Source organism: Streptomyces sulphureus DSM 40104, assembly GCF_000381025.1.
Taxonomy (GTDB): Bacteria; Actinomycetota; Actinomycetes; order Streptomycetales; family Streptomycetaceae; genus Streptomyces; species Streptomyces sulphureus.
Genome location: NZ_KB905817.1, coordinates 326146 through 341331, shown reverse-complemented (window position 1 = coordinate 341331; position 15186 = coordinate 326146). Strand labels below are relative to the sequence as shown.

General features: G+C 71.3%; 12 protein-coding genes, 1 tRNA gene, 1 pseudogene and 2 CRISPR repeat arrays. Of the genes and pseudogenes, 9 read left to right on the top strand and 5 right to left on the bottom strand.

The features are described 5' to 3' along the window. The 4 genes from F603_RS0116650 (at position 1) to F603_RS0116635 (ending at position 4747) form a co-directional block, all read left to right on the top strand. A complete protein-coding gene (locus tag F603_RS0116650) occupies positions 1–1632 on the top strand; it encodes a complex I subunit 4 family protein (protein WP_019547118.1) in 1632 nt (543 codons plus the stop codon). Next, a complete protein-coding gene (locus F603_RS0116645) occupies positions 1629–3173 on the top strand; it encodes an NADH-quinone oxidoreductase subunit N (protein ID WP_019547117.1) in 1545 nt (514 codons plus the stop codon). The genes F603_RS0116650 and F603_RS0116645 overlap by 4 nt, the downstream gene beginning before the upstream one ends. A 154-nt stretch (positions 3174–3327) precedes the next feature. Further along, entirely contained in the window at positions 3328–4188 is an 861-nt protein-coding gene (gene htpX / locus F603_RS0116640; protein WP_016909619.1) for a zinc metalloprotease HtpX, read from the top strand. A 157-nt stretch (positions 4189–4345) separates the two neighbouring features. Beyond that, complete coding sequence (locus tag F603_RS0116635) at positions 4346–4747, top strand: YccF domain-containing protein (RefSeq protein ID WP_019547116.1); 402 nt, start codon at positions 4346–4348, stop codon at positions 4745–4747. 1 nt (position 4748) lies between these two features. Here the strand turns inward: F603_RS0116635 and F603_RS0116630 are convergent, their stop codons facing one another. The 3 genes from F603_RS0116630 to F603_RS0116620 all read right to left on the bottom strand — a co-directional run bounded on the left by F603_RS0116630 (position 4749) and on the right by F603_RS0116620 (position 7274). Further along, complete coding sequence (locus F603_RS0116630; RefSeq protein WP_019547115.1) at positions 4749–5183, bottom strand: DoxX family protein; 435 nt, start codon at positions 5181–5183, stop codon at positions 4749–4751. Positions 5184–5324: 141 nt separating this feature from the next. Beyond that, entirely contained in the window at positions 5325–6188 is an 864-nt protein-coding gene (locus F603_RS0116625; protein ID WP_019547114.1) for an aldo/keto reductase, read from the bottom strand. Positions 6189–6263: 75 nt separating this feature from the next. Beyond that, positions 6264–7274 (bottom strand): bile acid:sodium symporter family protein, encoded by a 1011-nt coding sequence (locus tag F603_RS0116620; RefSeq protein ID WP_019547113.1) that lies wholly within the window; start codon positions 7272–7274, stop codon positions 6264–6266. Between the two features lie 623 nt (positions 7275–7897). On the opposite strand from F603_RS0116620, the gene F603_RS0116615 reads away from it, so the two are divergent. Next, entirely contained in the window at positions 7898–8377 is a 480-nt protein-coding gene (locus tag F603_RS0116615; RefSeq protein ID WP_019547112.1) for a nucleoside deaminase, read from the top strand. A gap of 94 nt (positions 8378–8471) precedes the next feature. On the opposite strand, the gene F603_RS0116610 is transcribed toward F603_RS0116615, so the two are convergent. Then, the gene (locus F603_RS0116610) at positions 8472–8960 is read right to left on the bottom strand and encodes a YajQ family cyclic di-GMP-binding protein (protein ID WP_019547111.1); all 489 of its coding nucleotides are present in this window, start codon (positions 8958–8960) and stop codon (positions 8472–8474) included. A 205-nt stretch (positions 8961–9165) separates the two neighbouring features. Between F603_RS0116610 and F603_RS0116605 the strand changes: the two genes are divergently transcribed. The 3 genes and pseudogenes from F603_RS0116605 to F603_RS36555 all read left to right on the top strand — a co-directional run. Continuing rightward, positions 9166–9247: transfer RNA gene (locus tag F603_RS0116605), tRNA-Tyr, on the top strand. A gap of 351 nt (positions 9248–9598) precedes the next feature. Continuing rightward, positions 9599–10552, top strand: a complete 954-nt coding sequence (locus tag F603_RS0116600) for a TIGR03557 family F420-dependent LLM class oxidoreductase (RefSeq protein ID WP_019547110.1) — start codon at positions 9599–9601, stop codon at positions 10550–10552. A 54-nt stretch (positions 10553–10606) separates the two neighbouring features. Beyond that, a pseudogene (locus F603_RS36555) lies at positions 10607–10792 on the top strand (IS982 family transposase); the annotation flags it as partial. A gap of 607 nt (positions 10793–11399) precedes the next feature. Next, positions 11400–12162: a CRISPR direct-repeat array (repeat unit 29 nt; unit sequence CTGCTCCCCGCGCGTGCGGGGATGGACCC). Positions 12163–12310: 148 nt separating this feature from the next. Here F603_RS36555 and F603_RS0116595 read toward each other — a convergent pair. Continuing rightward, positions 12311–13777: an amidase gene (locus F603_RS0116595; protein ID WP_019547109.1), complete on the bottom strand. Its 1467-nt coding sequence runs from the start codon at positions 13775–13777 to the stop codon at positions 12311–12313. Positions 13778–13898: 121 nt separating this feature from the next. On the opposite strand from F603_RS0116595, the gene F603_RS0116590 reads away from it, so the two are divergent. Continuing rightward, positions 13899–14519 carry a TetR/AcrR family transcriptional regulator gene (locus F603_RS0116590; RefSeq protein WP_019547108.1) on the top strand — a complete coding sequence of 207 codons (621 nt, stop codon included), beginning with the start codon at positions 13899–13901 and terminating at the stop codon, positions 14517–14519. Positions 14520–14910: 391 nt separating this feature from the next. Continuing rightward, positions 14911–15184: direct repeats of the CRISPR family, unit length 30 nt; unit sequence CTGCTCCCCGCGTGCGCGGGGATGGACCCG. Between the last annotated feature and the right edge of the window lie 2 nt (positions 15185–15186).

The window sequence follows — 15186 nt, the reverse complement described above, 5'->3', positions numbered from 1 at the left end:
GTGATCGACGAGACCGTGCTCCAGATCCTGCTTCTCGCCGTCGTCGCCGTGCCGCTCCTCGGGGCCGCCGCCGCGCTGCTCCCGGCTCCGCCCGGGCTCCGCGGACGCTCGCCCGAGCAGGCGGTGCTGCGGCACGGTGTCCTCGTCACGGGCGTCGTGCTCGTCCTCACGGTTGCCCTCGCCGCCGGGTTCGACCACACGCGCTCCGGCACCATGCAGGCGCAGACCGACGCCAGTTGGGTCCCCGCACTCGACGTCCGCCTCCACCTCGGCGTCGACGGCGTCTCGCTGCCGCTGCTCGTGCTGACCGCGCTGCTCACCTTCCTCTGCGCGCTCCACGCCTACTTCAGGCCGCCTGCAGGGCCGACGCCCACGGCCTTCGTGGCGCTGCTCCTCCTTCTGGAGACCGGCACCCTCGCCACCTTCGCCGTGCTCGACCTGGTGCTCTTCTTCCTCGCCTTCGAGACCGTCCTCGTCCCGATGTACTTCCTCATCGCGCGCTGGGGCGGCGGGGACGCGCAGGGCCGCGAACGCACCGCGGCCGCGGGGAAGTTCGTCCTCTACACCGTGCTCGGCTCGCTCGTCATGCTGCTCGGGCTGCTGGTGCTCGGCCTCGGTGCCGGGACCTTCGACATGGTCCGCCTCGCCGAGGCGCACGGCGCGGGCCTCGGGCACACCGCGCAGCTCCTCGCCGTCCTCGCCGTCGGACTCGGGCTCGCCGTCAAGACGCCGATGTGGCCGCTGCACAGTTGGCTCCCCGACGCGCACACGGCGGCGCCGACCGTCGGCTCCGTCCTCCTCGCCGGGGTGCTGCTGAAGATGGGCACCTACGGCTTCGTCCGCATCCTGCTGCCGGCCGCGCCCGAGGGGATGCAGACCTTCGCGCCCTACCTCGCCGCGTTCGCCGCCGTCGGCATCGTCTACGGCTCGCTCGTCTGCCTCGCGCTGGTGCGCCGCGGCGCCGCGGGCGACCTCAAGCGGCTCGTGGCCTACTCCTCCGTCGGGCACATGGGCTTCGTCCTCCTCGGCATTGCGACTTTGAGCAAGACCGGCGTCAACGGCGCGCTCTTCGCCAACGTCGCGCACGGCCTCATCACCGGGCTGCTCTTCTTCCTCGTCGGCGCCGTCAAGGACCGCACGGGCAGCACCGACCTCGACGCGCTCGCCGGCCGCACGGGCGCCGCCCTCTACGCGCGCGCCCCCCGCCTCGGCGGGCTCCTCGCCTTCGGTGCCGTCGCCTCCCTCGGGCTCCCCGGACTCGCGGGATTCTGGGGGGAGATGCTCGCCCTGCTCGGCGCCTACCACCCGGCCGACGGACTGAGCCGCCCCGCTTACCTCGTCTTCCTCGCCCTCGGTGGGCTCGGCACCCTCCTCACGGCGGCCTACCTGCTCCTCGTCGTCGGCCGCGTCTGCATGGGCGACCCGAAGCCGCAGGCGCCGGCGAAGAGCGAGCAGGACGGCTGGCGCCCCGCGCAGCCGCCGCTCCACACACTGACCGATGTGCGGGCCCACGAGTTCGCCGCCTGGACGCCGCTCGCCGTCCTCACCGTCCTCGCCGGGCTGTGGCCCGCGGCGCTGCTCGGACTCACCGACCCCGCCGTGCAGAACTTCCTGCCAGGAGTGACCCGTTGACCGCCACCGACGCAGCGTCCCCCGGCACCGCGCTCGCCGCGGGCGCCGTGCAGTCGATCGACTGGGCGGCGCTGGCACCGCCGCTCCTCGCCGCGCTCTTCGGGGTCGGCGTCCTCGTCGCCGACCTCTTCCTGGAAGGAACGCGCAAGCGGCTCCTCGGCTGGACCGCGGCAGCCGGACTCGCCCTCGCACTGCTCTCGCTGCTCCCGCTCGTCGGCGAGGGACGCGCCACGTTCTGCCTCGACGGCGGCGCGGGGCCGTGCGGCTACACCGCCGACGCGTTCGCGCTCTCCGTCCAACTCCTCGTCCTCGGCGCGGCGCTGGTCGTCGCCTGCATGTCGATGACGGCGGTCGAGGACGAGGATCTGCCGCGCGGTGAGTTCTGGTTCCTGCTGCTCGCCGCCTCAGCGGGCGCCGCCCTGCTGCCCGCCTCGCGCGACCTCGCGACGCTCGTCGTCGCGCTGGAGGTGGCCTCGCTGCCGTCGTTCGCGCTCGTCGCGCTGCGGCGCTCGGACGGGCGCAGCTCCGAGGGCGCGCTCAAGTTCTTCGTCTCCTCGGTCACCGCCACCGCCGTCCTCCTCCTCGGCGTCAGCTTCGTCTACGCGACGACGGGCAGCCTCCACCTCGCCGACATCGCCCGCGAACTCCCCACCGCCGACCCCCGCTTGAGCACGCTCGCCGCAGCGGGGACGGCGCTCACCCTCGTCGGCTTCGCCTTCAAGACCGCCGCCGTCCCCTTCCACTTCTGGGTCCCCGAGACGTACGTGGGCGCCCCGCTGCCCGTCGCCGCCTACCTCTCCGTCGTCGGGAAGGCGGTCGGGTTCTCGGGGCTCGCGCTCGTCACCGTCCTCGGGTTCCGGTCCTACGGGCACGTGTGGGGGCCGCTCCTCGCCGCCCTCGCCGCGCTCACCATGACCGTCGGCAACGTCGCCGCGCTCCGCCAGCGCGCCGGGACAGCGGACAGCGCGGTGCGGCTGCTCGCCTGGTCGTCCGTCGGGCAGGCCGGCTACCTGCTCGTACCGCTCGCCGCCGCCGCGTACGCCGACGAGCCGGGGGAGGCGGTGGGCGCGACGGTCGCGTACGCGCTCATGTACGGCGTGGTCAACCTCGGTGCCTTCGCCTGCGTTGCGCTGGTGAGGCGCGGCGGCGGGCTGCGGCTCTCCGACCTCCGCGGGCTCGGGACGCGCGCCCCGCTGACGGCGCTGCTCCTCGCCTTCTTCCTGCTCTGCCTCGCGGGTCTGCCGCCCGGGCTCGTCGGCCTCTTCGCCAAGGTCACCGTCTTCCGGGCCGCCGTCGATGCAGGGCTGGGGTGGCTCGCCGCCGTGATGGCCGTCAACGTCGTGATCGCGCTCGCCTACTACCTCCGGTGGACCGCCGTCCTCTTCGCGCGCGCCCCCGAGGGGCCGCCGCTCCCCGCGCCGGGGCCGGCGCGCACGGCCGCGCCCCTCACGCTCGCCGTCGCCGGCACCGCGCTCCTGGGCCTCGCGCTCTCCGGGGCGCCGCAGCTCATCCTCCGCTTCGCGGGAGCTGCGCTGCTGTAGTGGCCCGACCGGCTGGTTCGCGTGAGCTGCCACGCACGGGGGAACGGGAACTGACCGCGGCTGCGTCGCGTTGACGCTTACGTGAAGGACCCACCGACCGGTGGGACGGCACCCGGCACAGGGTTCCCCTGCTGCACCATCTGGAGGGCGTACTGTGCACCGCAGGCACAACGGGCTGAGGACGGCCCTGCTCCTCGGGGGACTCTCCGCCGTCATCGTGGGGATCGGCAGCCTCTTCGGCACCACGGGCCTCGTCGTCGCCGTCGTCGTGGCGCTCGCCACCAACGGCTACGCGTACTGGAACAGCGACCGCATCGCGCTCCGCTCCATGCGGGCGCGCGCGGTGAGCGAGTTCGAGGCGCCGGGGCTCTACCGCATCGTCCGCGAACTCTCGACAGCCGCGCGGCAGCCGATGCCCCGCCTCTACATCTCGCCCACGGCGGCGCCCAACGCCTTCGCCACCGGTCGCGACCCGCGGCACTCCGCGGTCTGCTGCACCGAGGGCATCCTCCGCCTCCTCGACGAGCGCGAGCTGCGGGGCGTCCTCGGCCACGAGCTCAGCCACGTCTACAACCGCGACATCCTCATCTCCTCGGTGGCGGGAGCGCTCGCCTCGGTGATCGTCTTCCTCGTCAACTTCGCCTGGCTGATCCCCTTCGGGCGCTCGGACGACGACGAGGGGCCCGGCCTCCTCGGCATGCTGCTGATCATGCTGCTCGGCCCGCTCGCCGCCTCGCTCATCCAGCTCGCCGTCTCCCGCTCCCGGGAGTACGAGGCCGACGCCTCCGGCGCCCAGCTCACAGGCGACCCGCTCGCGCTCGCCTCCGCGCTGCGGAAGCTGGAGGCCGGCACCCAGCAGCTCCCGCTCCCGCCCGAGCCCCGGCTGGAGACTTCCAGCCATCTCATGATCGCCAACCCCTTCCGGCGCGGCGACGGCATGGCGAAGCTCTTCTCCACCCACCCGCCCATGGGCGAGCGCATCGCCAGGCTGGAGCGGATGGCCGGCCGGCACTGACGGCCAACCGGCAACCGTGCCCAGGGGCGTTGACGTCCTTCACTTCGGGTGGCGCGAAACTGCCCGGACGTGGCCGGTGTGTCCGAGCCGCGTGGAAAGCTCGGTCGAGGCCGTCCCCGGAGGTCCCGGGAGACGGGGAAGTGCGAGGGGAACCGCGGTGAAGCTCATCGAACTGGTGCTGAACCTGCTCTGGCTCATCTTCTGCGGGATCTGGATGGCGCTCGGCTACGCGCTGGCGGCGCTGATCTGCTTTGTCTTCGTGGTGACGATCCCGTTCGGCATAGCAGCAGGGCGGATCGCCGGCTACGTGCTCTGGCCTTTCGGCCGCACCACCGTGGAGCGGCGGGACGCGGGGAGCCCCTCCTGCGTCGGCAACGTCATCTGGCTCGTCTTCGCCGGCTGGTGGCTGGCGATCGGCCACATTCTCACCAGCATCCCTCTTTTCCTGTCCATAATCGGCATTCCTTTTGGCTGGGCGAACTTGAAGCTCATTCCCGTCTCCCTGATGCCGTTCGGCCGCCAGGTGGTCCCGTCGGACCAGCGGTTCGCCGGGTGGTGAGCTAGCTGCTCGCGGCCCCGCTGTTCCTCGCCGACAGCCGCTTCAGCAGCCGACCGGGGCGGAGGGACTCCTGCGGGGCCCGGCGCGAGACCTCCAACGCCCAGAACACCAGCGGTGCTTGCAGCGGCGTCCGGCCGTAGGCGATCACCTTGTGCGCGGTGGACCTGTCCCGCCAGTCCCTCATCATCTTCACGTGGGCCGGCAGGAGGGCGGTGAAGAGCCCGGCGGCGGCAGCCCCGCCGAGCGCACGCGTCCTGGGATGGGCGACCGCGGCCGCCAGCGCGAGCTCCACGGCCCCGCTCGCGTAGACCCACGTGCGCGCCGTGCCCGGCAGCCTCGTGGGGACGATCCCCTCGAAGACGCGGGGTGCGACGAAGTGACCTGTACCGGCGGTCGCGAGCAGACGGGCGAGTGCGGGTGCAGCGTGCTGAGCCATCGGGCCTCCGTTGCTGTGGCGGATTCTCGGGCGTGCGGCCGAGCGTAGTGGCCGCTGCGCCCGCCGTGTCAGGGGGCTGTGGTCTGACACGGCGGACGCAGACGTCGCGCCGCAGGTTGCCACGGCACGGGCGGGGCCGCCTCACACCGCTTCGGCGAGCGCCTTGAACTCGTCCTCGCTCAGGGCGATCCGTGCGGCCTCGATGTTCTCCTCCACGTGCCCCACGCTGGACGTCCCCGGGATCGGCAGCATCGCGGGGGAGCGGCGCAGCAGCCACGCGAGCGCGAGCTGCGCGGGAGAGGCGCCGTGGTCCTTCGACGGGCCCTCCAACGGGCCGCCGGGCGCCGCGAGTTCACCCGTCGCGATGGGGAACCACGGGATGAAGGCGAGGCCCTCGCGCTCGGCGTAGTCGAGTACGTCCTCGGCCGCGCGGTGGGCGAGGTTGTAGAGGTTCTGCACGGAGACCACGGTCGCGTGCTTCCGCGCCTCCTCGATCTGTTCGACGCTCACCTCGGAGAGCCCGATGTGCCGGATCTTGCCCTCCTGCTGGAGCAGGGCCAGCTCCCCGAGCTGGTCGGCGACCGGAACCTGCGGGTCGATCCGGTGGAGCTGGTAGAGGTCGATGCGCTCGACACCGAGGTGCCTGAGGCTCAACTCCGCCTGCTGACGCAGGTATTCCGGCCGCCCGACGGGACGCCAGTCGTCGGGCCCCGCGCGCGTCAGCCCGCCCTTGGTGGCGAGGACGAGTCCCTCCCGGTAGGGGTGGAGGGCCTTGCGGATGAGGCGCTCGCTGACGAACGGGCCGTAGGAGTCGGCGGTGTCGACGAAGTCCACGCCCAACTCCACGGCGCGGCGCAGCACCCGGACCGCCTCGTCCGGGTCCTTCGGTTCGCCCCAGACGCCGGGTCCTGTGAGCTGCATCGCGCCGTACCCGAGTCGGTGCACGGGCAGGTCGCCGCCGAGGGCAAGGGTGCCGGCGGCGTGCGCCGGTGGGGTCGTACTCAATCGGGACTCCTCGCTTCTGCTGGAAAGTTTCTGCAACCCCAACGTGCGAGCCCGGCGGCCGGATTCCCGCGCGGCTCAGCGTCCCCTGCGGGAGAACCACGCCGCGGCGAGCGCACCCGAGACGTTGTGCCAGACGGAGAAGATCGCCGCCGGCAGCGCGGCGAGCGGACTGAAGTGCGCACTCGCGAGCGAAGCTGCGAGCCCGGAGTTCTGCATGCCGATCTCGAACGAGAGCGCCCTGCTGCTCGGCTCCCCGAGGCGGAAGAGCCGCCCGGCCGCGTAACCGAGCCCGAGCCCGAGCCCGTTGTGGAGGAAGACGGCGAGCATCACCAGCGCCGCCGCCGACTTGATCGCGTCCGCACTCCCTGCGACCACCACCGTGACGATCGCGGCGATCGTCAGGGCCGAGAGCCACGGGAGGGCCGGCAGCGCCCTCGTCACGTACCGCCCGGCGAGCAGCCGCACCACGAGCCCGGCGAGGACCGGCAGCAGCACCGTCTTGAGGATGTCCGCGACCATCGACCCCGCGTCGACGGGCAGATATTCGCCGGCGAGGAGCAGTGTCAACGGCGGCGTGACGAGCGGCGCCACCACCGTCGAGACGGTCGCCACGGAGACCGAGAGCGCCACGTCCCCGCGCGCGAGGTAGGTGACGACGTTGGAGGCCGTCCCGCTCGGGGCACATCCGACGAGGATGACGCCGGCCGCGAGCTGCGGAGGAAGATCGAGCGCGTGCGCGACGCCCCATCCGAGCCCCGGCATGATCACGTAGTGCGCCACCAGCCCGAGCGCGACCGCCCACGGCCGCTTGGCGACCCCTTTGAAGTCGTCGACGGTCATCGTCACGCCCATGCAGAACATGACGATCCCGAGCAGGTAGGGCACCGCGTCGCCGCCCCCCGCGAAGGTGCCGGGCATGACCAACCCGAGGGCACCCGCCACAAGGACGAGGACGGGGAAGACGGTGACGGCCCGCCGCGCCGAGCGGTCCTGGGACCCGCCGTCGGCGCTCGAACCGGGCGGCTTCCCCTGGGCCGCCTCGTCCGGAGGTTCTTCGGGGTACTGCTGGGCTCTCTGCTCTCGCACGGCGCGATGCAACGCCTCCCGGCGCCTCCGCGCAACACCGTCTCGCCATCCGACCCGCCTGCCCCGCCCTCCTTCCGCGCCGGCTGGGCGCTCGCCATACCGCCGGTGCTCTCAACTCCCGTCGCTCGGCCGGGAGTCCGGATGGGAGGGTGAGAAGCCGGGAGTGGTGAAGGACACGCGAAGCCCTGCTTCCGCCGCCGGGCGGCGGCGTTCGGGCGGGCCGGCGGGGTGTGGTGAAGGACACGCGGTGAGGGCTGCCGGTGTGCGTGCTGTCCGGGCTTCCGGGCTCTGCTGCCGGGGCGGTGCGGGCTTCCGGGTGCTGTGCCTGTGTTTGCGCCGGACGGGCTTCCGGTCTGGTGCCGGTGTGCGTGCTGCGCGGACTTTCGGGTTTGTCGCAGGGGCCGTGCGGGCTTCCGGGCGCTGTGCCTGTGTTTGCGCCGGACGGGCTTCCGGCCCGGTGCCGGTGTCCGTACCGTGCGGGCTTTCGGGCTCGGGACCGAGGACGCGCCGGACGCCGGCCGGCGAGCGCCGGGTGGCCGGCGTCGTGCGGGTCCGTCGGGAGCATGGCGTCGGACGGACGGGGCTACCCTCGCGGTGACCGATGTCGAACGAAGTGAGGACCCGTGAACGAGGACGACCTGACGTACCTGCGCCGCACCGTCGAGCTGGCGGCCGAGGCCCTCGACTCGGGCGACGAGCCCTTCGGCTCCCTGCTCGTCTCGGCCGACGGCGAGGTACTCGCCGAGGACCGCAACCGGGTGGCGGGCGGAGACGGCACCCAGCACCCCGAGTTCGCACTGGCGCGCCTGTCCACGTCCCTGCTCACACCCCGCGAGCGCGCCACGGCGACGGTCTACACCTCCACCGAGCACTGCCCGATGTGCGCGGCGGCCAGCGGCTGGGTCGGCCTCGGCCACGTCGTCTACGCGAGCTCCTCCGCCCAAATCGCCCAGTGGCTGACGGAGTTGGCGGCCCCGCTACCGCCCGTCCGTACGCTCCCGATCGGCGAGGTCGCCCCGGACATCCAGGTGGCAGGACCGTCCCCCGAGCTGACCGCCGAGATCCGCACCCTCTTCCGGCGCTTCCACGGCGCTGAGGGCTGAACATCGCCGGCGCCCGACGCGATCGGGCAGGAGAAGCCGGACGGGACCGCCGAGGAGCCGGCGTCCTCGTCCCGCCCGGTTGTCCGCCTTGCGCTCAGCGGTAGTTGACGAACTGGAGCGCGAAGTCGAAGTCCTTGCCCTTGAGCAGCGCGATGACGTCCTGGAGATGGTCGCGGCTCTTGGACGTGACGCGCAGCTCGTCCCCCTGCACCTGCGCCTTGACGCCCTTCGGCCCCTCGTCCCTGATGACCTTCGCCACCTTCTTCGCGTTCTCCTGCGAGATCCCCTCCTGAATTGTCGCGAAGATCTTGTACTCCTTGCCGGACGCCTGCGGCTCCCCCGCCTCCAGGGCCTTCAGCGAGATCCCCCGCTTCACCAGCTTCCCCTGGAAGATGTCGAGGATCGCCTTCACCCGCTCCTCGGAGTTGGCCCGCATCTCGATCCGTTCGCCCGACCACTCGATCGAGCCGCCCACACCCTTGAAGTCGTACCGCTGGGAGATCTCCTTCGACGCCTGGTTGAGCGCGTTGTCGACCTCCTGCCGCTCGACCTTCGAGACGATGTCGAAACTGGAGTCGGCCATGGTGAGTTGGCTCCTCGTGTCGTGGTCCGTCAGTCATGTCCCCCGGCACACCGGGGCAACCGCAAGACTAGGCCCACCCACCCCCGCCCCGGCTCCCACCGTGCCCACCCCCGCTGATCAACGGGGTGGCGAACCACCCCGGGTCATCAGGTATGGTTTAGCCCGTTGCCAGGGAGCACCCCCGGGGCCCCGGGCGACAATCCCAGGCGGTGTGCCCGAGCGGCCAAAGGGAGCAGACTGTAAATCTGCCGGCTCAGCCTTCCAAGGTTCGAATCCTTGCGCCGCCACCCTTCCAGAGGGCCCCGTGACCAGTAACCATCCTGGTCACGGGGCCCTTTGGCGTTCTCGGGATGTCAACGCGGTGTGGGGCCGTCGCCCCGTTCTGTCTCACCCCGTACCACCCCCTGACCAGTGCGTGTGGGGCATGAGTGAGGCAGCCTTCAGCGTCCCCGGAACGTGTTCGCGCTCTCACGCACCACCGCACGTCGGTGTGGCTGTCGGCGTGCACCGACGCTCGGGCAGCACGCGCGCAAGCGTGTCTCGGGCGGCGCCCCACCGGGGTGACGGTGGGGGGCCGAGTCAGCGACGTGCGCGGGGTGGTCCGTTTCCCGCACGCGTATCGCGGTATTCCGATCGCCATGGTGAGCATCGGTTACTTTCTGGCCTGCGAGGAGTTCGCCCCGCAGGAGCTCGTACGACAGGCGAAGCTGGCCGAGCGGGCCGGCTTCGAGCGGCTGTGGATCTCCGACCACTTCCACCCCTGGCAGGACAGCCAGGGCCAGGCCGCCTTCGTGTGGTCGGTGATCGGGGCGCTGTCCGAGGCGGTGTCCCTGCCCGTAGGGACCGCGGTCACCTGCCCCACCTTCCGCATCCATCCCGCGATCATCGCCCAGGCTTCGGCCACGGCGGCAGTGCAGTTGGGCGGGCGTTTCACACTGGGAGTGGGCACGGGGGAGGCGCTCAACGAACACATCCTCGGGCAGGCCTGGCCGCCCGCACCGGTGAGGCTGCAGATGCTGGAGGAAGCCGTCACCCTGATCCGGCGGCTGCACACCGGCAAGCGCACCACCTTCCACGGCGACTACTACTCCGTGGACGACGCACGCATCTACACGCTGCCCGACGAGCCGGTCCCGATGGCCGTCTCCGCTTTCGGCCCCGTCGCCACCAAGACGGCCGCCCGGATCGGCGACGCCTTCGCCACCGCCTCGCCCAACGCCGAACTGGTCCAGTTGTACCGCGACTCCGGGGGCGGGCAGCGTGTCGTCCAGGGCGGGATGAAGGTGTGCTACGCAGAGACCGAGGAAGCCGGGCTGGACTTGGCACACCGGCTGTGGGCCACTGAGCTGCTGCCGGGACAGGTCCCGTCGACACTGACCCGTCCCAAGGACTTCGCTGCCGCCGCCGAGCTGGTCTCCCGCGAGGCGGTCGGGCGGCAAATGGTCTGCGGCCCGGATGTGGAACGGCACCGGGCAGCCGTCCAGAGCTATGTCGACGCCGGGTTCGACGAACTCTACGTCCAGCAAATCGGCCCGAATCAGGATGAGTTCTTCCGGGTGTGGAGCGAACAGGTGCTCCCGTCGTTCCGCTAGCCGATGCATTCCAGGGGATCGGCTGCGTGCACGAGGCGAGGGAGTCCACTGTCGGTGTGCATAAGACTGAACTCCCTCGCCGCTGCACCGTACGTGAAGATCGATGACCCGCTGAAAGGCTCACCAAGACTCAAGCCGGAGCGGCCCGTGGCGGGTATCGCACCTCGGCTCGGCGATGCGGAGTTGGTGACGCTCCTGGCGATGCAGGCGATGCTCGGCTTCACCTCTGAGGTGCGCTGGCGGAGTCAGGGAGGGGCGACTGACCGACGTGCTCCGGCGACCGTGCGAGGTGCGGGCGGCCCAGGGCGAAGGGGCAGGCGTGAGCCACCGTCCGGACGCACCAACCTTCCTGGGCTCAGCGCACGTTGAGGAACCTGCCTCTCGTGCCGCGGAGTCCACGAATGCCATAGCCCTCAGCCCATCGTTCAGGCATCACCCCGGAAGCTGTGCCTCGCCGCTCTCAGGAATCTGCACCTCCGCCTCGAGCTGCGACAAACACACCGACCACCTCGACCCCTGGGCCGCGCGGCCTTTCTCATCGCACCTGGCGGTACAGCCCGCGACCGGGGCCGAGCACGATCTGCCTTCAGCATCCGAGGAGCACGACACCTCCTCTGACTCGTAGTGTTGGCCAGGGTGCTTCCGGTGTGGGCCGTCGTGAGGCCCGCGAACACGACGATTCCACGACTCGCGTCCGGGGGTTGAGTCGTCGAGCTACCGACCAGCACCGTGAACGAGGCCGCCCGCGGCGGGTCGGCCACCACGGAGAGGGGTGCCTTATTTGTCGCTTTCGGAGAAAGTTGCTTCAACGGGGGTAAGCGGCCGATAAACACGCAGGTCATCGAGACTGCTCCCCGCGCGTGCGGGGATGGACCCGGCGGCGGCCTTCCCCACCCACCCCGGCCCGCCTGCTCCCCGCGCGTGCGGGGATGGACCCGCCTCGAAGGTGATCGGCTCACGGCCGCGGTACTGCTCCCCGCGCGTGCGGGGATGGACCCCCCGACGACCTCACCCACGCCGAACAGCAGGCCCTGCTCCCCGCGCGTGCGGGGATGGACCCGCGGCGGCACACCCGCCGACCGCCTCCTGGCCCTGCTCCCCGCGCGTGCGGGGATGGACCCCGGGCTGCGGTCTGAACTTCCTGGTGATCGTTCTGCTCCCCGCGCGTGCGGGGATGGACCCACCGCCTACCGGCCGGTGCAGCAGGCCACGGCCTGCTCCCCGCGCGTGCGGGGATGGACCCTCATCTGGGAAGACGCCGCGGCCGACCTCGGACTGCTCCCCGCGCGTGCGGGGATGGACCCCCGGTCTCCCGAGGGCACCCTTGGAAGGCCGCCTGCTCCCCGCGCGTGCGGGGATGGACCCTCATCTGGGAAGACGCCGCGGCCGACCTCGGACTGCTCCCCGCGCGTGCGGGGATGGACCCCCGGTCTCCCGAGGGCACCCTTGGAAGGCCGCCTGCTCCCCGCGCGTGCGGGGATGGACCCGCATTCGCAGACATCAGCCGCGACTACTGGGACTGCTCCCCGCGCGTGCGGGGGATGGACCCCGGCAGATCCATGCCGACGAGCCGCTCCAAAACTGCTCCCCGCGCATGCGGGGTCGCCCCCGAGAACGCCCGCCCGAAATGCGTCCGCACTGCGCCTCCCCGGCCGAGTGAAAGATCCGGCACCCGCCCAGTTTCCGCGGCAGCGGGAGTTCCATGTCGGGATGACCGGGCCGGCCACGACTCGTCAACTAACGCGCCACCGAGCCCCGTTACCCAGTCGCCACCACTCCTCCCGCACAATTCCCCGCCCACACCCCAGGCGTCCTCCCCCACCACGGAAGTGCCCGTTCCAGTTGACCGGCGAGTCGGAAGAGGCGGTCCTCGGACCCGTAATCGGTGGCGAACTGCATGCCGATCGGGAGTCCGGTCGCGTCGTCGGTCGTGAGGGGGACGGACATGGCGGGTGTGCCCGCCACGTTGAACGCCGCGCTGAACGGTGCATGGTCGAAGACGCGGCGGAGCCAGCCGTGGCCGTCGAGTTCCGCTGCGTTCTCGGTGTGGGTTCCCAGGGGTACGGGGAGTTCGGGCAGGGTCGGGGTGAGCAGGATGTCGTGGTCGGTGAAGTACCGGGCGAGGCTGCGGGCTGTCCGGTTGCGGACGGTGAGGGCGGTGACGAACTGCGCGCCGCTGACCTGCCGTCCGTAGTGGTAGCTGGCGAGGGTCGTCGGTTCGAGGGTCGAGGAGTCGATGGGGCGGTCGAAGGCGGTGGCCAGCTCGTCGACGGAGGCCGCCAGGTTCGCCGTCCACAGATGGGCGTTGGCCGTGACGAACTCGTCCCAGTCGGAGCCGAGGGCGACCTCGGCCTCGTCCACCCGGTGGCCGAGGGACTCCAGCAGATCCACGGTGCGGGAGAGGGCGCGGGTCACGGGCCCGGTGGTGCGGTGTCCGCCCCATGCCTGCGCGAGGACGCCGATCCTGAGCGCGCCGGGGTGGCGGGTGACCTCTTCCGCGTAGGGGCGGGACGGCTGCTGGGCGAAGTAGGGGTCGCCCGGTTCGGGGCCGTGGACCAGGTCGAGCAGCGCCGCGCTGTCGCGTACGGAGCGGCTGACGCTGCCGTGCACGGCGAGGCCGTTGAAGACCTCGTCGGCGTCGGGTCCCATGGAGACCCTGCCGCGGGTGGGCTTCATCCCGAAGAGGCCGTTGCAGGCGGCGGGGATGCGGAGCGAGCCGGCCGCGTCGGTGCCGTGTGCGAGCGGCACGATCCCCGCGGCGACGGCGGCGCCCGCGCCACCGCTGGACCCGCCTGCGCTCCGTTCCGGGTCCCACGGGTTGCGGGTGGGGCCGTACAGCACCGGCTCCGTCGTGGTGCTGAAGGCCAGCTCCGGTGCCGCGGTGCGTCCGAACGTCACCAGGCCGGCGCGGCGGAAGCGCGCCATGAGTGCGGAGTCGGCGGCGGCGACGTTGCCCTCCGCAAGGCGGCTGCCCAGCTCTGTTCGTCTCCCGCTCATGGAGACTCCGATGTCCTTGATCAGGAAGGGGACACCGGACAGCGGTGTGCTGCCGGGCGTGGGGTCGTCGTCGGACGGCCAGGTCTCCACGACGGCGTCGAGGTGCGGGTCGACCGCCTGAGCGGCCTCGCGTGCGGCTGCTTCCAGCTCGGCGGGGGCCGCCTCGCCTCGGGCCACCAGCTCTGCGAGCCCGACTGCGTCGTGGCTCACGTACTCGGCAACTCTCACTGTCACTCCCGGCGTTGTGGACGATACCGTAAAGAACCATACGGTACCGTGCGGTATCGAATGGCACGCGGGGGTACCTTAGTGTGGTGGCCACGCATTCGACCGACGTCAAGGAGCGGCCATGGCACCGACCGCCAGGAGACCGAGCAGAGTCGCGAAACTGCCACCGCGCGAGCGCATCCTCGACGCGGCGGAAGAACTCTTCCGGGACGAGGGGATTCGGCGGGTGGGCGTCCAGGCGATCGCCGAGCGTGCCGAGACCACGAAGATGGCGCTCTACCGGCACTTCGGCACCAAGGACGAGCTGGTCGCGGAGTGGTTGCGGATCGTCGCCGCCGACTACCGGGCGGCCTTCGACGACGCCGAGGCCGAGCACCCCGGCCTCCCCGGGGAGCAGATCCTCGCCGTGGCCCGCTTCGTCGCCGAGGGGCTGCCGGCGCTCACGTACCGCGGCTGCCCGTTCGTCAACTCCCTTGCCGAGCTGCCCGACCGCTCCCATCCGGCACGGCAGGTGATCGAGGAACACAAGGCCCACCAGGCCCGCAGGCTGCTCGACATGTGCACCGAGGCGGGGCTTCCCGAGCCGGAGCAAGCGGTGGCCGAGATCACGTTCGTGCTCGAAGGGGCGCAGGTGAGTGTGCAGAACGGGAGTATCGATCAGGTGGGGGAGCGGGTGATGAGGATCGTTGAGGGGATTGTGGATCGGCGGCGGTCGGTCGTATCGAATACGTCTGTCGGTTGACGGTGTCGCGGTCCGACGAATTCGCCGGTGCGGGTGAGTTGTTGGGGTGGGAGCGAGGGGTCGTGCTGTGTGTGCCTCTGTGCTCGATGGGAGCGACTGGTGCCTGTTGGGTTGTTGGGAGAGGCGCCGATCGTCAAGCTGCGGAGCTGTGCTTGAACCTGCCATATTCTGGCGGCAGTTGAAGGCTCGATGCTCGCCGGTGCCGTCCCGGGACGGCACCGGCGGGAGTAGCTGTCAGCCGGAGGAGGAGCCTGGGCGACTGTGCTGCTACGGACGCAAGTCCCTTACGGCAACTGTGGAGTTGCCCGGCCGAAGGGTGCCTTATTTGTCGCTTTCGGAGAAAGTTGCTTCAACGGGGGTCAGCGGCCGATAAACGCGCAGGTCAACGAGACTGCTCCCCGCGTGCGCGGGGATGGACCCGTTGCGAACGGCGTTGTCTTGGTCACTGGGCGCTGCTCCCCGCGTGCGCGGGGATGGACCCGAAGCTTCGGCGAGATGAAAAGGAAGCGGGAACTGCTCCCCGCGTGCGCGGGGATGGACCCGTCTTCACGGCTGCCTCGGTCTTCTTCGGGTGCTGCTCCCCACGTGCGCGGGGATGGACCCGCCCGCCGCATCAAAACGTTGGGCGACCTGGACTGCTCCCCGCGTGCGCGGGGATGGACCCGTC